The 20,529-nt window shown below is 71.4% G+C and carries 18 protein-coding genes; 4 read left to right on the top strand and 14 right to left on the bottom strand.

Going from position 1 to position 20,529, the window contains the following annotated elements; translation table 11 throughout:
• Nucleotides 1-24: 24 nt before the first annotated feature.
• From FPT20_RS06780 to FPT20_RS06770, 3 genes are all read right to left on the bottom strand, one after another.
• Nucleotides 25-702 carry a hypothetical protein gene (locus FPT20_RS06780; RefSeq protein WP_158863798.1) on the bottom strand — a complete coding sequence of 226 codons (678 nt, stop codon included), beginning with the start codon at nucleotides 700-702 and terminating at the stop codon, nucleotides 25-27.
• Nucleotides 703-741: 39 nt separating this feature from the next.
• Nucleotides 742-1,524, bottom strand: a complete 783-nt coding sequence (locus tag FPT20_RS06775; RefSeq protein ID WP_158863796.1) for a YidC/Oxa1 family membrane protein insertase — start codon at nucleotides 1,522-1,524, stop codon at nucleotides 742-744.
• 73 nt (nucleotides 1,525-1,597) lie between these two features.
• Nucleotides 1,598-1,900, bottom strand: coding sequence for a DUF6412 domain-containing protein (locus FPT20_RS06770; RefSeq protein ID WP_158863794.1), 303 nt, complete (start codon nucleotides 1,898-1,900; stop codon nucleotides 1,598-1,600).
• 116 nt (nucleotides 1,901-2,016) lie between these two features.
• On the opposite strand from FPT20_RS06770, the gene FPT20_RS06765 reads away from it, so the two are divergent.
• Nucleotides 2,017-2,682, top strand: a complete 666-nt coding sequence (locus FPT20_RS06765) for an SDR family oxidoreductase (RefSeq protein WP_158863792.1) — start codon at nucleotides 2,017-2,019, stop codon at nucleotides 2,680-2,682.
• 10 nt (nucleotides 2,683-2,692) lie between these two features.
• Nucleotides 2,693-4,381, top strand: coding sequence for a long-chain-fatty-acid--CoA ligase (locus tag FPT20_RS06760; RefSeq protein WP_158863790.1), 1,689 nt, complete (start codon nucleotides 2,693-2,695; stop codon nucleotides 4,379-4,381).
• A 22-nt stretch (nucleotides 4,382-4,403) separates the two neighbouring features.
• Here the strand turns inward: FPT20_RS06760 and FPT20_RS06755 are convergent, their stop codons facing one another.
• The 11 genes from FPT20_RS06755 to FPT20_RS06705 all read right to left on the bottom strand — a co-directional run bounded on the left by FPT20_RS06755 (nucleotide 4,404) and on the right by FPT20_RS06705 (nucleotide 17,921).
• Nucleotides 4,404-4,856, bottom strand: coding sequence for a PaaI family thioesterase (locus FPT20_RS06755; protein WP_158867901.1), 453 nt, complete (start codon nucleotides 4,854-4,856; stop codon nucleotides 4,404-4,406).
• A gap of 53 nt (nucleotides 4,857-4,909) precedes the next feature.
• Nucleotides 4,910-6,658: an APC family permease gene (locus tag FPT20_RS06750; protein WP_158863788.1), complete on the bottom strand. Its 1,749-nt coding sequence runs from the start codon at nucleotides 6,656-6,658 to the stop codon at nucleotides 4,910-4,912.
• Nucleotides 6,659-6,785: 127 nt separating this feature from the next.
• The gene (locus FPT20_RS06745; protein WP_158863786.1) at nucleotides 6,786-7,700 is read right to left on the bottom strand and encodes an oxygenase MpaB family protein; all 915 of its coding nucleotides are present in this window, start codon (nucleotides 7,698-7,700) and stop codon (nucleotides 6,786-6,788) included.
• A complete protein-coding gene (locus FPT20_RS06740; RefSeq protein WP_158863784.1) occupies nucleotides 7,697-8,254 on the bottom strand; it encodes a YbaK/EbsC family protein in 558 nt (185 codons plus the stop codon). Before FPT20_RS06740 ends, FPT20_RS06745 begins: the two co-directional genes overlap by 4 nt.
• Nucleotides 8,255-8,258: 4 nt before the next feature.
• A complete protein-coding gene (gene gatB, locus FPT20_RS06735) occupies nucleotides 8,259-9,770 on the bottom strand; it encodes an Asp-tRNA(Asn)/Glu-tRNA(Gln) amidotransferase subunit GatB (RefSeq protein WP_158863782.1) in 1,512 nt (503 codons plus the stop codon).
• Nucleotides 9,770-11,320 (bottom strand): Asp-tRNA(Asn)/Glu-tRNA(Gln) amidotransferase subunit GatA, encoded by a 1,551-nt coding sequence (gatA, locus tag FPT20_RS06730; RefSeq protein WP_158863780.1) that lies wholly within the window; start codon nucleotides 11,318-11,320, stop codon nucleotides 9,770-9,772. The genes gatB and gatA overlap by 1 nt, the downstream gene beginning before the upstream one ends.
• 11 nt (nucleotides 11,321-11,331) lie before the next feature.
• Complete coding sequence (gene gatC / locus FPT20_RS06725; RefSeq protein WP_158863778.1) at nucleotides 11,332-11,628, bottom strand: Asp-tRNA(Asn)/Glu-tRNA(Gln) amidotransferase subunit GatC; 297 nt, start codon at nucleotides 11,626-11,628, stop codon at nucleotides 11,332-11,334.
• A gap of 95 nt (nucleotides 11,629-11,723) precedes the next feature.
• A complete protein-coding gene (locus tag FPT20_RS06720; protein WP_233265420.1) occupies nucleotides 11,724-13,055 on the bottom strand; it encodes an alpha/beta hydrolase in 1,332 nt (443 codons plus the stop codon).
• 210 nt (nucleotides 13,056-13,265) lie between these two features.
• Nucleotides 13,266-15,521: an NAD-dependent DNA ligase LigA gene (ligA, locus tag FPT20_RS06715; RefSeq protein WP_158863776.1), complete on the bottom strand. Its 2,256-nt coding sequence runs from the start codon at nucleotides 15,519-15,521 to the stop codon at nucleotides 13,266-13,268.
• A 108-nt stretch (nucleotides 15,522-15,629) separates the two neighbouring features.
• Nucleotides 15,630-16,730, bottom strand: coding sequence for a tRNA 2-thiouridine(34) synthase MnmA (gene mnmA / locus FPT20_RS06710; RefSeq protein ID WP_199245695.1), 1,101 nt, complete (start codon nucleotides 16,728-16,730; stop codon nucleotides 15,630-15,632).
• Nucleotides 16,731-16,739: 9 nt separating this feature from the next.
• Entirely contained in the window at nucleotides 16,740-17,921 is a 1,182-nt protein-coding gene (locus tag FPT20_RS06705) for a cysteine desulfurase family protein (protein WP_158863774.1), read from the bottom strand.
• Nucleotides 17,922-17,939: 18 nt separating this feature from the next.
• On the opposite strand from FPT20_RS06705, the gene glgX reads away from it, so the two are divergent.
• Together glgX and ybaK are read left to right on the top strand one after the other, a co-directional pair.
• Nucleotides 17,940-20,018 (top strand): glycogen debranching protein GlgX, encoded by a 2,079-nt coding sequence (gene glgX / locus FPT20_RS06700; protein ID WP_158863772.1) that lies wholly within the window; start codon nucleotides 17,940-17,942, stop codon nucleotides 20,016-20,018.
• Nucleotides 20,018-20,506 (top strand): Cys-tRNA(Pro) deacylase, encoded by a 489-nt coding sequence (ybaK, locus tag FPT20_RS06695; RefSeq protein ID WP_158863770.1) that lies wholly within the window; start codon nucleotides 20,018-20,020, stop codon nucleotides 20,504-20,506. The genes glgX and ybaK overlap by 1 nt, the downstream gene beginning before the upstream one ends.
• Nucleotides 20,507-20,529: the final 23 nt, after the last annotated feature.

Genomic DNA, 20,529 nt, shown 5'->3' with positions numbered 1-20,529 from the left:
GGCTTCGTCGGCCGGGGCGCTCGGTCAGACGAGCGCGGCGACCATCGGGCGGAACCAGTCGCGGAAGGCCGCAGAGTCCTCGCGGAGCGACGCGCTCACGACGACGGTGTGCGGGCCGACGATCCAGGCGCCGCTCTCGGCGAGCGGAAGCACGTCGATGTCGAGCCGGAAGTAGCCCGCCTGCCGCCGGAGCTCGTGCTCGCGCTCGTGCACCACATCGACGATGTCGGCCGCTCGGCGCGCGTGGTGCTCGGCCGCCGCGCTTGCGTACTCTTGATGACGCTCCTCCGCCCACACCGCCGCGGCGTCGTAGTGGGCGATGATCACGTCCTGCAGATCGATCGCCCGGTCGAAGGCCGGGAAGTGCGGCGGCTGCAGCAGTCCGGTCAGCGGGCGGTGCTCGCGATCGACCGCGGCGGCGAACCAGGCCAGCCACTGCTGCTCCAGCGCTCGGGGTGACCGGGAGGACCTCTCGGCCGATCCGGCTCCGGCTCCTCGGGCACCGGCTCCCGGCGCAGCGGGACGCCGGACCTCCCGGGAGCCGTGCGGCTGCAGGACGGGTGCCACGGAGGGGGCGAGCGGAGGGAGCACCGGGTCGCCGACTCCCTTCAGCCCGACGAGATCACGCACGGCGAGGGCCATCAGCAGGTCCCGGGGACAGTCCTCGGTGACCTGCCATCGAAGCGTTCCCTCGACGAACATGCCAGCATTGTAAGTTCGCCCGGTGGGAGGCAGAAGGGATCATCGGCTGATCGAGGGCCGTGCTGTCCCGTCCGCCCCTCCCGGTCGCGCCGGATCGAGCAGGCGCCGGAGGAGATACCGCTCCAGGACGGTCCAGGTGGTCGACGTCAGGATGTACACGGCGGCGGCGAGCGGCACGAAGGCAGCGAACACCACCGTCGCGTACGGCAGGAACGACAGGGCCCGAACGACGCCGGTGTTCGGCGTCGCAGACCCGTCGGGCACGGGCACGGCGAGGACCCGACGGGACACCGCGGTCACGAGCGCGATGAGCGCGAGCACGACGACAGAGACGGGGAGGGCCTGCCAGATTCCCGGGCCCACGCCGGTGAGCCCGACGAAGCTCGTGCCGAGCGGCGCGCCCCAGGCGTGCTCACCCAGGAGCGAGTTGACGTGACCGGCGATCGTCGCCCGGGAGAACAGGGCGTAGACCGTGGCGAGGACCGGGATCTGGGCGATCAGGGGCAGCATCCCCGCGAACGGGGAGGCCTCCTCGGTGCGGTAGAGCTCCACGGTCGCGCGGGCCAGCGCCTCCCGGTCGCCGGCGTGCCGCCGCTGCAGCTCGGCCAGCCGAGGGGCCAGCCGCCGCCGCGTGAGCTCGGCGCGCACCTGGCTCACGCCGACGGGGAGAAGGATCAGTCGGACCAGCATCGTCAGCACGATGACGGCCACGATGCCCGAGGCCGGGCCGGCGAACCCGGCGAAGGCGTCGGACAGGGCGATGACGAGGCGGTAGGCCGCGTCGAGGACGGCCGCGACGGGCGGCCAGGAGAAGAAGTCCACGGGGTGCTCCCTGCTTTCGGACGGACGATGACGTCGTCTGGCCGTCGGCAGCGGAAGGGACGGACCCGGCCCGCTAGACGGCCCGCAGGGTGGTCGACGGCGCCCGCGGGCGGGCGTGACCGTCGGCATCCGGATCGGATTGCCCGGCGAGGAGCCAGCCGGCCGGGGGACGGACCGGACAGGAGAGCATCGGACGGCGCCGAAGCGACGCCGCCAGGGCTGCTACGGAGCGGAGGGCGGCGGCCGCCGCGACCGTCACGAGGCCGAGCGCGCCGACGAGGCCCGCGAGAGCGAGCATCCCGGCGGGCGTCGCTGTCCAGCCGGCCGCGAGGACCGCGGACAGCAGCCTCCCGGTCAGCTCAGCGATCGACGTCATGGGCACGACCGTAACAGAGCACGCCTCCGCTCGCGCGGACCGTTCGCGGTGAGCGGAGGCGCGTCGCGGACGCCGGTGACGTGGGCCCGGCCTCCCTCTGGGGGGAAGATGGTGACATGAGTCGAATCGCGATCGTCGGTGCCCACGGAAAAGTCGCCCAGCAGCTGATGCGGGTGCTCTACGACCAGGGTGACGACTTCGTCGGGATCGTCCGGCAGGACGAGCACGCCGAAGACGTCTACCGCCTCGGTGGCGAGGGGGTGCTGCTCGACATCGAGAAGGGCGACGCCCACGCCCTCGCGAGGGCTGTCGACGGATGCGACGCGATCGTGTTCTCCGCCGGCGCCGGACCGGGATCGGGCGTCGACCGCAAGCGCACGGTCGACTACGGCGGCTCGGTGCTGTCGCAGCAGGCGGCCGCGGAGGCCGGGATCGACCGCTTCGTGCAGGTGTCGGCGTGGGGCGTGGACTCTCCCGTGGCCGAGGACGCCGACCCGCAGTGGCGCGCCTACGTCGAGGCGAAGAGGGACGCGGACGCCGAGCTGCGCGCCTCCGGGCTCGCTTGGACGATCCTCCGGCCGGGTGCCCTGACCATCGAGGAGGGAACGGGCTCCGTCACGCTGGGCCACTCGGTGCCACGGGGCTCCATCGCCCGCGAGGACGTCGCCCGGCTCATCGCGGCCTGCCTGGCCGACCCGGACACGGTCGGGCGTCAGTGGGAGGTCGTCGCCGGCCCGGACCCGATCCCGGAAGCGCTTCGGCGCGCCACCGCCTCCGCGTAGGCTCGGCTGCGTGACCACCTACTCCGACAAGCCCTGGGTCGCCGGATACGCGCCGGACGTCCCCGCCGAGGTCGAGGTCCCCTCCGGATCCCTCGCGCACCTGATCGACGACTCCGTCGCCGCGTTCGGCAAGCACGTCGCCCTCGAGTTCTTCGGCGCCACGACCACGTACGCCGAGCTGGGCGAGCAGATCTCCCGCGCGGCGGAGGGTCTCCGCAAGCTCGGCGTGCAGAAGGGCGACCGCGTGGCGCTGGTCCTCCCCAACTGCCCGCAGCACGTGGTCGCCTTCTACGCGGTCCTGCGGCTCGGGGGTGTCGTGGTGGAGCACAACCCCCTGTACACCCCGCGCGAGCTCCGCCACCAGTTCGAGGATCACGGTGCCACCGTGGCCGTGGTGTGGGACAAGATCGCCGCGACCGTGCAGGAGCTTCCCGCCGATCTGGGCGTCACGACGGTCGTCTCGGTGGACCTCACGCGCGCGATGCCCGCGAGCAAGCGGATCGCCCTGCGGCTGCCCGTGCCGGCCGCGCGGAAGGCGCGCGAACAGCTCACCGGCAAGACGACCGGGACCATCCCGTGGGACAAGCTCGTGGATTCGCGCCGATTGTCGAAGGCCCACCCACGTCCGGAGCGCGACGACCTCGCGCTCATCCAGTACACGAGCGGCACGACGGGCATCCCGAAGGGTGCGATGCTCAGCCACGCCAATCTCACGGTGAACGCGGCGCAGGCTCGCGCCTGGGTTCCCACGATCGAGCGCGGCACGTCCGTCGTCTACGCGGTCCTCCCCCTGTTCCACGCGTACGGCCTGACGCTGTGCCTCACGTTCGCCATGAGCATGGGCGCGCGCTTGATCCTCTTCCCCAAGTTCGACCCGGACCTCGTGCTCGACGTCATCAAGCGGCGGCCGGCGACGTTCCTCCCCGCCGTCCCCCCGATCTACGAGCGGCTCGTGCAGGCGGCCGAGAAGCGCAAGATCTCGCTCTCGGGCATCCGGATCGCGATCTCGGGGGCGATGAGCCTCCCGCAGAGCATCGTCGAGCTCTGGGAGGAGCGCACCGGCGGGTTCCTCGTCGAGGGCTACGGTCTCTCCGAATGCTCCCCCGTCCTGATGGCCAACCCCGTCGGTGCGAGGCGGAAGGAGGGGACCGTCGGGCTCCCCCTGCCGAGCACCGAGCTGAGAGTGGCCGACCCCGACGACCCGTCGGCCGACCGCGCCTTCGGGGAACCCGGGGAGCTGCTCGCGCGCGGCCCCCAGGTCTTCTCCGGCTACTGGCGGAAGCCGGACGAGACCGCCAAGGTGCTCACGCCCGACGGGTGGTTCCGCACCGGCGACATCGTCACGATGGACGAGGACGGCTTCGTCCGCATCGTCGACCGCATCAAGGAGCTCATCGTGACGGGCGGCTTCAACGTCTCGCCGACCGAGGTGGAGGATGCCCTCCGCTCGTTCCCGGGCGTGTCGGATGTCGCCGTCGTGGGCCTCCCCCATCGCCGCGGCGGCGAGGACGTCGTCGCGGCGGTGGTCATGGAGCCCGGCGCCTCCTTCGACGAGGAGGCGATCCGCGCGTACGCGCGCGACTGCCTGACGGCGTACAAGGTGCCCAAGCACGTGTTCGCGGTGGAGGAGCTGCCCCGCTCGATCGTCGGGAAGGTCATCCGGCGGAAGGTCCGCGACCAGTTGCTGGCCGCTCAGTAGGAGCAGGACCCGTCGCACATCCTCAGGCCGCTTCGCCGCCCTCCCCGATCGGGAAGACGAGAAGCGAGCCGGTGGCCGTGGCGACCGTCTTGCCGGCGCTGTCGGTCACCACGCCGTCCGCGAATGCCACGCGCCTCCCGGGTTTGGTGACCGTGGCGACGCACGTGAGCGGGCCGGAGTGCGAGTGCACCGGCCTCAGGTAGTTCACCGTGATGCCGATCGATGTGTAGCCGAAGCCCTGCGGGAGCGTCGTCTGGACCGCGCACCCGAGCGCCGAGTCGAGCAGCGTGCAGACGAGACCACCGTGGACGGTCCCGATGGGGTTGTAGTGCGACTCGTCGGGCTCGCACACGAAGGTCGCCGTGCCCGCGTCCACCGCGGTGAGGCTCATTCGCATCAGGCTCGTGATGGGAGGCGGAGGGAGCTCCCCTCGCAGCATCGTCCGGAGATACTCGAGCCCGGTCATGCCCGGCATGAGCTGGACACCGGGACCGGGGTCCTCCCACTCGACGACCCTGCTGCGCTCGCTCACTCGCTCTCCTTCCGCGGGAGGTCGGGATCGGCCGGCGGGAGCTCCGACGGTTCCTCGACCGGTTCGAGCGTATCCGCGTTGAAGGCCTTCCGCCCGGGCGGGAGGTTGGAGAAGTCGGGCGCGATGACGGTCGGGGGCACCCCGGAGTCGGGCAGGCCGAACACCGGCTCGGTCCCCGCGGGCGAGAGGACGAGGTCATCGGAGCGGCGTGGAAGCGTCTCGCCGCGGAAGTACTGGGGCCGGATGACACGCCACACGATCATCAGCACGATCCCCAGCAGGAGTCCGCCGATGCCGACGACCGCCTCGGCTCCGATGCCGAGGATCGTCACGTTCTTGCCGTTGGCGTCGGTCAGCCAGTCCGGCTGCGCGAAGTTGTAGACGCCGTAGATGAACACCGCCAGCAGCATCAGCCCGCCCGCCAGCGGGAACAGTCCTCGCATGATCGCGTGCCGGAAGCTCGTGAACAGCGTCTTGCGATAGAACCACACGCACGCGAACCCGGTCAGCCCGTAGTAGAACGCGATCATCAGCCCGATCGACCCGATGAGGGCGTTCAGCAGGCTCACGCTGACCGCCGTGAAGGCGAGATAGAAGAGGGCCGAGATCAGCCCCATGCCGATCGTCGACCACGTCGGGGTGAGGAATCGCGGGTGGATGCGCGCGAACCGCTCGGGGATCGCCTTGTACACGGCCATCGACAGCGACGTCCGGGCGGTCGGGAGGATCGTCGTCTGGGTGGAGGCGGAGGCGGAGGTCAGGATGGAGAACCCGAGCAGCGCCATCAGGATGGTGCCCACCGGGCCGCTCCCGAACAGCGTCGGCCCGATCGCCGAGAACACGTCGGACGAGTTGGCGGGGTTGGCCAGGCCGATGCCCTTGTCGCCGACGCCGGCGAAGGCCACCGCGGCGACCGTCACGATCGCGTAGGTCGCGAGCAGCAGAAGGGTGGAGATGATCGCCGCGCGACCGGGGGTCCTCCCCGGATCCCGCGTCTCCTCGTTCACCGACACGGCGGTGTCCCAGCCCCAGTAGATGAAGATCGCGGTGAGGAGCGCCGGGGCGATCGTCTGGCCGAAGTCGAGGGTGAACGGGTTGAACCACGAGAGCTGCGGGATGAGCGAGTAGGGCTCCGCGTTGCCGGTGTAGACCTTCACCAAGGCGAAGGCGGCGAAGAAGATCAGGATGACCACCTCGAACGCGAGGAGGACGTACTGCACCCGCGCCGACACCTCGATCCCGCGATAGCAGATCCAGGTCATGAGAGCGATCCAGACGAGACCGGCGATCGTGACGGCCAGGTTGTTGTTCGCGAGCGCCGCCACGCCGGGCAGGCCGAAGCTGCCGACGAACGTGTACGAGTACTGCCCGGCGATCTGCGCGAGGTTCGACATCACGATGACGTCGGCGATGATGATCCCCCAGCCGCCCATCCAGCCGGTCACGGGGCCGAAGGCCCGGGCGGCCCAGGTGAAGGTGGTCCCGCAGTCGGGCTCCGCCTTGTTCAGCTCCTGGTACGCGACGGCGATGAGGTACATGGGGATGAAGGCGAGCAGCACGATGCCGGGCGCCTTCACGCCAGCCGCGAGCGTCCCTCCCACGACGATGAACCCGAGGCTCGCCGCCAGGCTGTAGGCCGGGGCCGTGGAGGCGACCCCCACCACGACACTCGAGAGCAGCCCCAGCGCACCCCCTTTGAGGCCCTTGTCCCCCGCTTCATCGGATCGCGGCGTCGTCGATGTCATGGCACCTCCCGTGGCTCGGGTCCGCCCGGCGCCGGACGGTCCACGAGCACAGGCTAACTCCGCGCGTGTCGCTCGTGGTTGCGCACCCTTCGCGACGCCGGTCGCGCTCAGGGTCGCGCCGTGCCCGTCAGGCCGTGTCGAGTCGTGCCAGCCGACGGCGCGCGGCGAGCTCAGCCTGCGTCTGCGGTCCGAGGAGGACCCGGGCTCCACGAAGAACCACCGCCGTGGACCGGTCGAGCGGGAGCACGCCCTCCACCTGCGATTCGGGCAGACCGAGCAGTGCGCGGTGGCGCGGTTCGAGAGTGGAGACCGCGGCGCGGAAGAGCACGCGATAGGACGGACGCAGGGTGCGCCGGAGCGGCGCCTGGCGGATGAAGCGGACGATCTCCTCGACGTCGGCTCCGCCGCGGAGGTCGCCCGCGTCGGTCACCGCGTCGATCTCGCTGCGCAGCGCGGCGGCCGTGCGCGGAGGATCCGCGACCCCCATGAGTTCGGCCGCCGTCGCCCACTCCGCGACGTAGCCGTCCGCGCCCCCGGGGATCGGTTCGCCCCAGCGCTCGTGCGTGGTCAGGAAGGCGTCGGTGAAGGCGAGATGCACCCACCGGGCGAGCTCCGGGTCGTTCGCCGCGTAGGGGCGGGTCCGGCCGTGCCCGTCGACATAGCTGCCGACGACGCGCTTGTGCAGCGTTCGGACCATCTCGGACGCGGCGACGGCCTGCGCGGTGCTGCCGAAGGTGACGGTGTGGATCCACTGGATGGTCCCGGCCAGTCGGCCGAGGGGATCCTCGCGGTACCGGGAGTGGTCGCGCACACCCGCGAGCGCTCCCGGGTGCAGCGCCTGGAGGAGCAGCGCGCGCACGCCGGCGACCAGGGTCGGCATGCCGCCGTGCACGGCCCACGCCGCGCTGGCCGGGGCGAAGAGCCCCGCGTCGTCGCCGTCCGCGAGACGCAGCACCCACTCGGGCACCTGGTCGGACCGACCGGCGAGCGTCTCGATCAGGTGCGCACGCACCGGCTCGAGCATCCGGTCGACCGCGCTCATCGGCCCGCGGCCTCCGCACCCAGTCCGTCGATCACACGCGCCGACGGCAGCTCTCCGAGGAGCCGCCCGGGGAGGAGGATCTTCGATCGGCGGACGCCGGAGCCGATGATCACGACCTCCTGCTCGAGCACCCGGGCGTCGACGAGCACGGGCCACTCGGCCGGGAGCCCGATCGGGGTGATGCCGCCGTATTCCATGCCCGTGAGCTCGACGGCCCGGTCCATCGGGAGGAACGACGCCTTCCGCACGTCGAGCAGCCGTTTGACCGTGCCGTTGACGTCGGCGCGGGTGGTGGCGAGGACGACGCAAGCCGCGATGCGCTCGACCCCCTCGCGCTTCCCGCCGACGACGACGCAGTTCGCGAGATGCGCGTCGTCGAGTCCGAACTCGTCCCGGGTCGCCGCCGTGTCGGAGACGGCCGGGTCGATCGCGACGACGCCGACCTCCTCGAGCCACCCCAGCGCGCCCAGCGCAGCGACGGTGCCGGGTGCCAGGAGCTCCGGAGCGGACGCCGCCGGAGCCGAGGTCAGCGCGCCGAGCGTGAAGACACCCATGCGGTCACTCCGCGCTCGCGCGCTCGAGCACCAGCTCGCGGACCCGGGCGGCGTCCGCCTGTCCCTTCATCGCCTTCATGACCGCGCCGATGACCGCGCCGGCCGCCTGGACCTTCCCGTCGCGGATCTTCGCCAGGACGTCCGGCTGGGCCGCAAGGGCCTCGTCGATCGCCGAGATCAGCGCGCCGTCATCCGAGACGACGGCGAGACCACGGGCGTCGACGACCTCCTGGGGGCTGCCCTCCCCGGCGATGACACCCTCGAGCACCTGACGCGCGAGCCGGTCGGTGAGGGTCCCGGCCTCGACGAGCGAGGCGAGCTCGGCCACGTGCTGCGGACTCACCAGGGTGCCCGCGGGCACGTTCTGGGCGTTCGCCAGCCGGGCGATCTCCCCGGTCCACCACTTGCGCGCGGCGGCGGGCGTGGCACCGGCGGCGACCGTCGCCTCCACCTCGTCGAGCAGGTCGGCATTGGCGACGTCCTGGAACTCGAGCGCCGTGAAGCCCCACTCGGCCGCGAGCCGCTTCCGGCGGACGGCCGGCTGCTCGGGAAGCGTCCCGCGGAGCTCGTCGACCCACTCCCGGCTGGGCGCGACCGGCACGAGGTCCGGCTCCGGGAAGTACCGGTAGTCGTCAGCGTCCGACTTCGGCCGTCCCGCGCTCGTCGTGCCGGTGTCCTCGTGCCAGTGACGGGTCTCCTGCACGATCGTCCCGCCGGCGTCGAGGATGGCCGCCTGCCGCTGGATCTCGTAACGGACGGCGCGCTCGACCGAGCGGAGCGAGTTCACGTTCTTGGTCTCGGTGCGCGTGCCGAGCTCCGTCGAGCCGCGCCGGCGGAGGGACACGTTGGCGTCGCACCGGACGTTGCCCTCCTCCATCCGCGCGTTCGAGACGCCGAGAGCCCGGACGATGTCGCGGATCGCGCGGACGTAGGTCCGGCCCACCTCGGGGGCGTCGGCCTCCGCGCCCTCGATGATCTTCGTCACGATCTCGACCAGCGGGACGCCGCCCCGGTTGAAGTCGACGAGCGAGTAGTCCGCACCCTGGATGCGGCCGGTGGCACCGCCGACGTGCGTCAGCTTGCCGGCGTCCTCCTCCATGTGCGCTCGCTCGATCTCGATGGTGAGGCTGCGGCCGTTCTCGAGCTCGATCGTGAGCTCTCCGTCGAACGCGATCGGCTCGTCGTACTGAGAGGTCTGGAAGTCCTTGGCAAGGTCCGGGTAGAAGTAGTTCTTCCGGGCGAAGCGGCTCGACTCGGCGATCTCGCACCCGAGAGCGAGGCCCAGCCGGATGCTCGACTCGATCGCCTTCTCGTTCACCTGCGGGAGGCCGCCGGGGAGGCCCAGGCAGGTCGGGCAGGTGTTCGTGTTCGCCCCCGAGCCGAACTCGTTGGCGCAGCCGCAGAACATCTTCGTCTTGGTGTTCAGCTCGACGTGGACCTCGAAGCCGAGCACCGGCTCGAACAGCTCGATGGCCTTGTCGTAGTCCATCAGCTCGGACGTGGTGGCGCGCGCCATCAGACAGCTCCCTCTTCGCTCGCGAACATCTCGGTGGCGCTCAGATCGGGCGCCTGGCTCAGCAGCGGGTGGCCCCACGCCTCCTCGAGCAGCCCCTCGAGTGCTGCGCCGTAGACGTACAGGCGGGCGTCCGCGCGGGCCGGCGCCATCAGCTGCATGCCGACCGGCAGGCCGTCCTCCGGGGCGAGCCCGATCGGGAGGCCCATGCCGGGCACGCCGGCGAGGTTCGCCGGGATCGTGGTGATGTCGTTGAGGTACATCGCCATCGGGTCGTCGATCTTCTCGCCGAGCTTGAACGCCGTGGTGGGCGCGGACGGGCTCACCAGGACGTCCACCTTCTCGAACGCTGCGGCGAAGTCCCGCTGGATCAGCGTTCGCACCTTCTGGGCGCTCCCGTAGTAGGCGTCGTAGTATCCGGCGCTCAGCGCGTAGGTGCCCAGGATGATCCGGCGCTTGACCTCGGGTCCGAACCCGGCGTCGCGGGTCGCGGACATGACGCGCTCGACGGTGACCGGTCCCTCCTGCGGGTCGACGCGGAGACCGAAGCGCACCGAGTCGAACCGGGCCAGGTTGCTGGAGGCCTCAGCCGGGAGGATGAGGTAATACGCGGCGACGGCGTACTCGAAGCTCGGTGCGGAGACCTCGACGATCTCGGCACCCGCACCCTCGAGCACGGCCAGGGCCTCGCGGAAGCGCTGCGCCACGCCGGCCTGGAAGCCGTCGCCCGCGAGCTCGCGGATGACGCCGACGCGGACGCCCTTCAGCGCGCCATCGCGGCGTCCGGCGCGTGCCGCCTCGGCCATCGACGGCCAGGCGTCGCTCAGGGAGGTGGAGTCGAACGGGTCGTGCCCGGCGATGACATCGTGCAGGAGGCCGGCGTCGAGGACGGTCCGCGAGACCGGACCGACCTGGTCGAGCGAGCTGGCCAGGGCGATCGCGCCGTAGCGGCTCACGCCGCCGTACGTCGGCTTGACGCCCACCGAGCCGGTCACGGCAGCGGGCTGGCGGATCGACCCGCCGGTGTCCGAACCGAGCGCGAGGGGCGCCTCGAAGGCTGCCACGGCTGCCGCCGAGCCGCCTCCGGAACCGCCGGGGATCCGCTCCAGGTCCCACGGGTTGCGCGTCGGGCCGTAGGCGGAATGCTCGGTGGAGGAGCCCATCGCGAACTCGTCCATGTTCGTCTTGCCGAGCGGCACGAGGTCGGCTTCGCGGAGCTTGCGGACCACGGTCGCGTCGTAGGGCGGCAGCCAGCCCTCGAGGATCTTGGAGCCCGAGGTGGACGGCATGTCCGCGGTCGCGAGGACGTCCTTGATGGCGACCGGGACGCCCGCGAGCGGGCTGCCCAGCGCGTCGCCGGCGGCGCGGCGGCCGTCGATCTCGGCGGCGGTGCGGAGCGCCTTCTCGCCGGCGACGTGGAGGAACGCGTGGACGTCCGCGTCGACGGCCTCGATGCGGTCGAGGTGGGCCCGGGTGGCCTCCACCGACGAGACCTCACGGGAGGCGAGCCGGTCGGCGAGTTCTGCGGCGCTGAGCCTGGTCAGATCGGTCATCTCGAGAACCCCTACTCCTCGTCCAGGATCGCCGGCACCTTGAACCGGTCGCCCTCGCGCGCCGGAGCACCGGACAGCGCCTGCTCGACGGTCAGCGACGGACGCACCTCGTCGCTGCGGAACACGTTCGTCAGCGGGAGCGGGTGGCTCGTCGCCTCCACGTCGGGCCCGGCGACCTCCTGAACGGTCGCGACCGCCTGGACGATCTGGCCGAGTTCGGCGGTGAGGCTCTCGATCTCCTCCGGGCTGAGGTCGATCCTGGCGAGGCTCGCCAGGTGCGCGACCCGTTCTGGACTGATGTCGGACATGCGTCTCCGTGGGATTCAGGGATGGGGTGGCCCGGGCGCTGCGCCGCGACGGCCACTACGATTCTAGAGCGGTCCTCCGGATGCGGGATGGCCGGTCAGCCCCGCGCGGCCGCGGTCTGCGTCGCGACACCTTCCGGATCGGAGGACGCCGGGATGACGAGGTCACCCCGGTCGATGCCGATCATCGCGAGGTTGCGGATGCTCTCGGTGCCCGCCGTGAAGTACTCGTTGTGCCCGCTCGATCCGGCCAGGGCGACATGGGTGAGCGGGTCGACCGAGCCGTCGACGCCCATCGACCGGGCGCCGTACGACGGTGATCCCGGGTCGCTGCCGAAGAACGCGCTGTGCACGATCGGGTCGAGCGGCGCCTCGCCGACGAACACGTTCCCGCCGGCGACGGAGAGCCCGGCGACGGACTGCGCGTCGCTGCCGGGCGAACCCATCAACGCCAGCGCGTCCACCCTGACGGTTCCGCGCTCGAGCGCGAGCAGTGCGGCCGTGGAGCCGTAGGAGTGCGCGAAGAGGCTGAGGTAGGGCGGGTCGGTCCGGCGGATGGACTGGATGCCCAGCAGCGTCCGCTCGAGGCTGTCCGCTCCCTGCTCGGCCAGCTGCATCCCTCCGATGTTGGTCAGGACGGGCGTCTGGTACCCGATCCAGGCGACGACGGCGACACCCGGCGGTGTCGAACCGCGCGGTCCGAGCATCCGGCGGAGCGCCTCCGTCTGCTGGTCGTGCAGGTCCTGCGCGACGCGGGCCCACCCCTCGATCTGCTCCCCCACGGACATGTACATGCCCGGCACCAGAACGCTCACGTAGGTGGCGGTCGACAGGTCGCCGACGACGATGGAGGCGCGAGCGTCGTCCCCGGGGTCGAGGGCGATCAGCGTGCGCTTGTCCCCGTCCTTCGCGGCGAGGGCCTTCTCCACGTTTCCCAGGGTGGTCAGCTTGCGCTGGAGTGCGATGCGCGCCGTCCTGCCATGCTGGGTTCCGAGATCAGACTTCGCACTCGCGATGGTGCGCTTCAGGTCGAGGGTGTTGGCCTGCCCGCGCACGGCGTACGGGACGCCCTCGAGGTTGCCGATCACGTGCGGGACAGTCTGGACGAGCACCGAGCGCTTCGCCGGGTCGAGCAGTCGCCACATCCGGGCCGCGTCGGCGGCCGCCGGCGGGTCGACGAGAAGGCGGTTCAGCTCGGACCGGTGAGCGTTCACATAAGCGGGGAGCGCGGCCGCGTCGACGGCCGACAGCGAGCCGATCAAGGAGCGCGTCGCTGCGGAGGTGGCCGTCGGACCGGAGCTGGCCGGCGCATCGCCGACCGAGCCGGGCAGAGCCGCGAACGCCGGGGCCACGGCCGAGCTGACGGCGGATGTCGGGGCGGCGACGCGGTTGGCGGGCATGGCAGGGGCCCCGGTGAGTCCTGCGATCACCGAGGTCAGGGTCAGTGCGGTTGCAAAGCCGACCAGCACTCCGTCCGGGTCCCTCCGAGAGCGAGCGAGCTAAGCCCTTGCAATGTGCACACCGGGCGAGCGCACACCTCGATGCTACCCGTCGCAGATGCGGACCGGCCAGACGTTCTACCCCCGCTTCAGGGGGAGACTTCGAATTTTGTCCGCAGAATGGAGGACCGCCATCGACGGTCAGTCGAGCGCGTCAGGGCCCTGCTCGACCAGTCTCTTGAATTGTGCAGCGTCGATGATTCGCACCCCCAGTTCCTCGGCCTTCGCCAGCTTCGAGCCGGCGCCCGGGCCGGCCGCGACGAAGTCGGTCTTCTTGGACACGCTCGACGCGGCTTTCCCACCCGCGGCGATGATAGCCTCCTGGGCACCCTCTCGGGAGTACCCCTCGAGGGTACCTGTCGCGACGACGGTCAGGCCGGCGAGGACTCCGCCCGACTCCCCCGCCTTCCCGGGGCCGAGGTGACCCGGTGTCTCGAACCGGACGCCGTCGCCCCTCCAGCGCTCGATGATCTCGCGATGCCAGTCGACCTCGAACCACGCGAGCACGGCGTCGGCGATGATCCCTCCCACGCCGTCGACGGCGGCGAGCTCCTCCCTGCTGGCCGAGCGGATCGCGTCGAGCGACCCGAAGTGATCGGCCAGGGCCCGCGCGGCCACGGGGCCGACATGGCGGATGTTGAGCGCGACGAGGATGCGCCAGAGCGGTTTCGTCCGCGCGGCGGACAGATTGGCGAGCAGTTCGACCGCGGCCTTCGACGGCACGTAGTCGGCGTCTCCGGTGAACCCGCTCGCGGAGGGGTCGTACGGGCCGTCCTTCTTGGCTCTGCGGCGCCGGAAGGGCGTGTCGACCTTCTCCGCGCCGGAGTCCGTCAGCTTCGGCAGTCCGGTCTCGGAGTCGCGGACGACCACCTGGATCGGGAAGAGGTCTTCGAGGGTCAGACCGAACAGGCCCGCCTCGGTGGGCAGCGGGGGCTGCTCCGGGAATTTCGGCTGTGTCAGTGCCGCGGCCGCGACCTCGCCGAGGGCCTCGATGTCGAGCGCCCCCCGGGAGCCGATGTGCTCGACCCGCCCGCGCACCTGGGCCGGACAGAATTCGGCGTTGGGGCAGCGCAAGTCGATGTCGCCCTCCTTGGCGGGCGCCAGCCGCGTGCCGCACTCGGGGCAGTTCTCCGGCATGACGAACGGCCGCTCGGTCCCATCGCGCAGCTCGACGACCGGCCCGAGCACCTCCGGAATGACGTCGCCGGCCTTGCGCAGCACGACCGTGTCGCCGATCAGGACGCCCTTCGCCTTGACGACCTCCTGGTTGTGGAGCGTCGCCTGGCGCACCTCGGAGCCCGCGACGCGCACCTTCTCCATGACGGCGAACGGCGTCGCACGGCCGGTGCGGCCGACGCTCACGACGATGTCGAGCAGCTTCGTATTGACCTGCTCCGGCGGGTACTTGTAGGCGATCGCCCAGCGCGGAGCGCGGCTCGTGGCGCCGAGCTCGTCGTGGAGGGCCAGCTCGTCGACCTTGATGACGATCCCGTCGATCTCGTGCTCGACCGACCCGCGGTGCTCGCCGTAGTAGCGGATGAAGTCGTCGACGTCGGATGCGGCGGGGAACACCCGGTAGTGGGTCGACGTGGGCAGTCCCCAGGACTTCAGGAGCTCGTAGACCGCCGACTGGGCGGAGACCGGAGGCTCGGGCCACGCGCCGATGCCGTGCACGAGCATGTGGAGGCGTCGCAGCCGATCCCGCATGAGCGCCAGCTGCGCCGGATTCTTCCCCTCGGACTTCTGCCGGAGCGACCCGCTCGCCGCGTTGCGCGCATTGGCGAAGATCCGCTCACCGGCCTCCTGCTGGTGCTCGTTGAGCTCGTCGAACTCGGCGGTCGGGAAGAACACCTCGCCGCGGACCTCCACGAGCGGCGGCGGCGTGTCGGTGTCGAGGCGGTCCGGGATCGCGGGGATCCAGCGGATGTTCTCGGTCACGTCCTCACCGACCACGCCGTCACCGCGGGTCGCCGCGGAGACGAGCCGACCATCGACGTAGCGGAGGTTGATGGCGAGACCGTCGATCTTGAGCTCGCACAGGTAGTCGACCCGCCGCCCCGCATCGCGCTCGACCCGGGCGGCCCACGCCTCGAACTCCTCGAGCGAGAACACGTTGTCGAGGCTCAGCATGCGCTCGGCGTGCTCGACAGGCGCGAACAGGGTCGTCTCGGCGCGGCCGCCCACAGTCTGCGTGGGGCTGTCCTGGCTCTGCAGCTCCGGGTGGAGGCGCTCGAGCTCCTCCAGCCGCCGCATCATGCGGTCGTACTCCTCGTCGCTCACGAGCACGGTGTCGCGCTCGTAATACGCGTCGCGCAGCTCGATGATGCGCGTCGTCAGCTGCTGAGCCTCCGCGCGCGCCCGCGCGAGGTCGTCGTCGGTCGTCGTCTCGATCGCCACGTCGTCCAGCTTATTCGCGACCCCCGACGCGGAGGGGCGCGCCGAGGCGCGCACCAACACGCCCCGGGAGGCGGCGCACCGGCCGCAGGGCGCTGGCCGGCACCGGGTTCAGGCCGGGACGGCGGAAACCGTCCGGTCGATGGTGGTCTGACCCAGCACGCGGGTTCCGACGTAGATGACCGCGGTCTGGCCGGGAGCGACTCCGTTCAGCGGCGAGGCCGGCCGGATGACGAGCTCTCCCCCACTTACGACCGCGGTCGCCGGGACCGGGTCGGCGTGGGCGCGGATCTGCACGTCGCACGCGAAGGGCTGCTCGGGGTCCGCGGGCGGGCGGCCGGCCCACGTGAACCGCGCTCCGGCGATCTCGGCGATGTCGAGCGCCTCCTTGGGACCGACCACGACCGTGTTGTCCTTGGGGCGGACCTCGAGCACGAAGCGCGGGCGGCCGTCGGGCGAAGGAACGCCGATGCCGAGACCCTTGCGCTGCCCGACCGTGAAGGCGTGCGCTCCCTCGTGCGTGCCCACGCGATTGCCGTCGCGGTCGAGGATGTCTCCCGTGGCGGCTCCGACGCGCTCCGCCAACCAGCCGCGCGTGTCCCCGTCGGGGATGAAGCAGATGTCGTGCGAGTCCGGTTTGCCGGCAACGCTCAACCCCCGGGCTGCGGCCTCAGCGCGGACCTCGGCCTTCGACGGCGTCGCCCCGAGCGGGAACATCGCGTGCGCCAGCTGCTCCTCCGTCAGCACGCCGAGCACGTACGACTGGTCCTTGGCCCAGTCGCTGGCGCGATGGAGCTCGCGACGGCCGTCGTCGGCCGTGACGATCGCCGCGTAGTGGCCCGTGCAGACGGCGTCGAACCCGAGGTCGAGTGCCTTCTCGAGCAGCGCCGCGAACTTGATGCGCTCGTTGCAGCGCATGCAGGGGTTCGGGGTGCGGCCGGCGGAGTACTCGGCGATGAAGTCGTCGACGACGTCGAGCTTGAAGCGCTCCGAGAAGTCCCAGACGTAGAACGGGATTCCGATGACATCGGCGGCCCGGCGAGCGTCCATCGAGTCCTCGATGGTGCAACAGCCGCGGCTTCCGGTCCGGAGCGTGCCCGGCATCCGGCTGAGCGCGAGGTGGACGCCGACGACGTCGTGCCCCGCCTCGACGGCACGTGCGGCGGCCACGGCGGAATCGACGCCGCCGCTCATCGCTGCCAGAACTCTCACCCGAGGATTCTACGCGCCGAGCCGCGGCGCCCGCTCGGCGAGGCCGGCGCGCGCGGCCTGCGCGTAGGCACCGGGGAGAGCCGCGACGAGGGCGTCTACCTCGGCCTCGGTGGAGGTGCGGCCGAGCGTGAAGCGCAGAGCGCTGCGCGCCTCCCGCTCGCTGCGGCCCATCGCGAGGAGCACGTGCGAGGGCTCCAGTACTCCGGCCTGGCAGGCCGAACCGGTCGAGACCGAGATGCCGGCCAGGTCGAGCAGAAACAGCAGCGAGTCGCCCTGCGCACCCGGGAACATGAAGTGCGCATTGGAGGCGACCCTCTCCCCCGACGCCGGCTCGGGCCCGCTGAGCACGGCCTCGGGCACGGCCTCCCGGACTCCGGCGATCAGACGGTCGCGCAAGGCGGAGAGCCGCGTCGCCTCGGCCTGCAGCTCGTCCGCCGCCGCCCGGGCGGCGACCGCGAAAGCGACCGCGGCCGCGACGTCCTGCGTGCCGCTCCGGACCTGTCGCTGCTGGCCGCCGCCGTGGATGAGCGGGACGACCGACGAGGTCCGGGAGAGCACGAGTGCGCCGATGCCCACGGGGCCGCCGATCTTGTGGGCCGAAACGCTGAGAGCGTCCACGCCCAGTGCCCGGGCGTCGAGGGGCAGGTGGCCGTACGCCGCGACGGCATCGACGTGCACCGGGATGCCCGCCTCGCGACCGGCTGCGGCGAGCGCCTCCACCGGTTGGACCGTGCCGACCTCGTTGTTGACCGCGAGGAAGGTCAGCAGGGCGACATCGTCGGGATGCTGAACGGTCACAGGTCGGATGCGCCCCTCGCGGTCGAGCGGGAGCCAGTCGGGCTGTGCGCCCTCGGCGGACTCCAGCCACCCCACGGCGTCGACGGTGGCGTGGTGCTCGCCTCCCGGCACCAGGATGCGCGGCCGGGAGGCACTGGCGTTGCGCGCCCAGTAGAACCCCTTGATCGCCAGGTTGACCGCCTCGGTGCCCCCGGAGGTGAAGACGACCTCGATCGGGTCGCAGCCGAGGGTCGAGGCGACGGCCTCCCGCGCCTCCTCGAGCACCCGTCTCGCCTGCTGCCCGTGCCCGTGGATGCTGGACGGATTCCCCACGACGGCCAGGGCCCGCGCGTACGCCTCGATCGCCTCCGGACGCATGGGCGTGGTGGCGGCGTGATCGAGGTAGACCGGCACCTCACTACTGTAGAGCGCATGACCTCCGCCGATCCTCTGCGCAACCTCGGAGTCCGCATCGGCCCGTCCGGAGGCGAGCTGCGGGTCTACTCCGCGAACGCCGACGCCATGGAGCTGTGCCTGTTCGACGCGAAGGACCCGAACTGGCTGGTGAAGTCGGTCCGGATGAGCCGCGACGCGAACGGCGTCTGGCTGGGCCGGTCGCGCTCGCTCACGGTCGGGACCCGCTACGCGATCCGCGTCTCGGGGCCGTCCGGACCGGGGAACATGTTCAACCCCGAGACGCTCCTGCTCGACCCGTACGCCCGTGGGCTGGTGCGGGTCGGTCCGGAGGAGTGGCGATCGACGGTCGTGGCGGACGGGTTCGACTGGGGCTCCGCCGTGAAGCCCGCCACCCCGCTCGATCACACCGTCGTGTACGAGGCGCATGTGAAGGGCATCAGCCGCCTGAACCCCGGTGTGCCCGAGGAGTTGCGGGGCAGCTATGCGGGGCTCGCGCACGAATCGACCATCGGCTACCTGAAGGATCTCGGCGTCACGGCCGTGGAGCTCCTCCCGGTGCACGCCTTCGTCTCCGAGCAGCGGCTCATCCGGCAGGGGCTCACCAATTACTGGGGTTACAACACCCTGAACTTCTTCACCCCGCATGCCCCGTACGCCTCGCGGGCCGCGCAGGCCGCCGGACCGGAGGCGGTGCTCGCCGAGTTCAAGGGCATGGTCAAGCTGCTCCACCTCGCCGGGATCGAGGTGATCCTGGACGTCGTCTACAACCACACCGCCGAGGAGGGACTGGGCGGCCCCACGACGAGCCTTCGAGGCATCGACAACGCCACCTACTACCGCCACGACGCGACGGGCGCGTACATCGACGTGACGGGCTGCGGGAACACCGTCGACTTCGGCGGTCCGGTGCCCCAGCGGCTCGTCCTCGACTCTCTGCGCTACTGGGCGGACGAGATGCAGATCGACGGGTTCCGGTTCGATCTCGCGGCGACCCTGGGACGCGGGCCCGACGCCTCGTACCAGCGCGAGCACCCCCTCCTGGAGGCGGCGCTCAGCGATCCGGCGCTGCAGGGCGTCAAACTCATCGCCGAGCCGTGGGACGTCGGTCTCGGCGGCTGGCAGACGGGCAACTTCCCCGACGGCTGGTCGGAGTGGAACGACCGCTACCGCGACCGAGTGCGCACCTTCTGGCTGGCCGACATCGCCGACGCGCGCCGCAACGGCCAGGCGAGCGTCGGCATCGGCGGGTTCGCCACGCGGCTCGCGGGGTCCTCGAACACGTTCAGCCCGGAGCGCGGGCCGCTCGCGTCGGTCAACTTCGTCACGGCCCACGACGGCTTCACGATGGCCGACCTCACCGCCTACGACGTCAAGCACAACCTCGGGAACGGCGAGGACAACCGCGACGGCACGGACAACAACCGCTCGTTCAACCACGGGGCCGAGGGGCCGACGATCGACGAGGCGATCCTGCTGGCCCGGCACCGGGCGATGCGCAACCTCATGGGCACCCTGCTGCTCTCCGCGGGCGTCCCGATGATCACCGCGGGCGACGAGTACGGCCGCAGCCAGCGCGGGAACAACAACGCCTACTGCCACGACAGCGAGCTCACCTGGCTGAGCTGGCTGCGGACCCGGGAGGAGCGCGAGATGTACGACACGACCAAGCGCCTCCTGGAGCTCCGCCGCACGAACCCCGCCCTCCGCCCCAGCCGCTACGCGGTCTCCGGCAAGACGACGCCCAACGCGAGCCACATGGACTGGTACGACGCGACCGGCGAGCGCATGGACGACACCGACTGGAACTCGCCCGAGAACCGCACGCTCCAGTACCTCGCCGCGTCGACGCCCGACAAGGAGGAGTTCAACCGCGTCCTCCTGATCGTCCACGGCGTCGAGGACGACGTGGAGGTGTCCCTCCCTGTCGCGCCGGGAGTCACCTCCTACCAGCTGCTCTGGGACTCGGCGACGGAGGTGCCGATCCCGGAGGACCCGGAGGAGCTCGCCCCCGGCACCAAGCGCCTCGTCGGTGCGACCTCGATGCAGCTCTACCGCGCGAACGGCCCCCAGACCGCGGAGGAGGGAGCGGCCTGATGGCGAAGGATCGCGCGGCGGCCGGCACGCCGGCGACGGCGGCCCTCAGCGCGGCGGGGATCCCGTTCACGACGCGCCCGTACGAGCACGACCCCTCCGCGCCCTCCTACGGTCTGGAGGCCGCGGAGGCGCTCGGGGTCGAGCCCGACCGGGTGTTCAAGACCCTCCTCGCCGACACCGAGCTCGGCCTCGTCGTCGGGGTCGTCCCCGTCACCGGGATGCTCGACCTCAAGGCCCTGGCGGCGGCGGTCGGAGCCAAGCGCGCGACGATGGCGGACCCGGCGGTGGCCGAGCGCCGGACCGGCTACGTCGTCGGCGGCATCAGCCCGATCGGTCAGAAGACCCGCCACCGCACCGTCGTCGACGAGACGGCCCAGCTCTTCGAGACGGTGTTCGTCTCCGGCGGCAAGCGCGGATTCGACATCGAGCTCAGCCCCGCCGCCCTCATCGAGGCGACGGGCGCCGAATACGCGGCGATCGCCCGCTAGCCGGGACACGGCCGGCGGGCGAT

The sequence above is a fragment of the Leifsonia sp. AG29 genome (assembly GCF_009765225.1).
In the GTDB taxonomy this organism is placed as follows: Bacteria; Actinomycetota; Actinomycetes; order Actinomycetales; family Microbacteriaceae; genus Leifsonia.
Note: the sequence above shows the minus strand (reverse complement) of the source record. Positions and strands in the feature narration are given on the sequence as shown.

Bases quoted from the DNA above. Each gene is read 5' to 3' on its own strand.
- FPT20_RS06780 (WP_158863798.1), bottom strand. From the start codon at position 702: ATGTTCGTCGAGGGAACGCTTCGATGGCAGGTCACCGAGGACTGTCCC.
- FPT20_RS06770 (WP_158863794.1), bottom strand. From the start codon at position 1,900: ATGACGTCGATCGCTGAGCTGACCGGGAGGCTGCTGTCCGCGGTCCTC.
- FPT20_RS06765 (WP_158863792.1), top strand. From the start codon at position 2,017: ATGAGTCGAATCGCGATCGTCGGTGCCCACGGAAAAGTCGCCCAGCAG.
- FPT20_RS06755 (WP_158867901.1), bottom strand. From the start codon at position 4,856: ATGCCGGGCATGACCGGGCTCGAGTATCTCCGGACGATGCTGCGAGGG.
- FPT20_RS06750 (WP_158863788.1), bottom strand. From the start codon at position 6,658: ATGACATCGACGACGCCGCGATCCGATGAAGCGGGGGACAAGGGCCTC.
- FPT20_RS06745 (WP_158863786.1), bottom strand. From the start codon at position 7,700: ATGAGCGCGGTCGACCGGATGCTCGAGCCGGTGCGTGCGCACCTGATC.
- FPT20_RS06740 (WP_158863784.1), bottom strand. From the start codon at position 8,254: ATGGGTGTCTTCACGCTCGGCGCGCTGACCTCGGCTCCGGCGGCGTCC.
- gatB (WP_158863782.1), bottom strand. From the start codon at position 9,770: ATGGCGCGCGCCACCACGTCCGAGCTGATGGACTACGACAAGGCCATC.
- gatA (WP_158863780.1), bottom strand. From the start codon at position 11,320: ATGACCGATCTGACCAGGCTCAGCGCCGCAGAACTCGCCGACCGGCTC.
- gatC (WP_158863778.1), bottom strand. From the start codon at position 11,628: ATGTCCGACATCAGTCCAGAACGGGTCGCGCACCTGGCGAGCCTCGCC.
- glgX (WP_158863772.1), top strand. From the start codon at position 17,940: ATGACCTCCGCCGATCCTCTGCGCAACCTCGGAGTCCGCATCGGCCCG.
- ybaK (WP_158863770.1), top strand. From the start codon at position 20,018: ATGGCGAAGGATCGCGCGGCGGCCGGCACGCCGGCGACGGCGGCCCTC.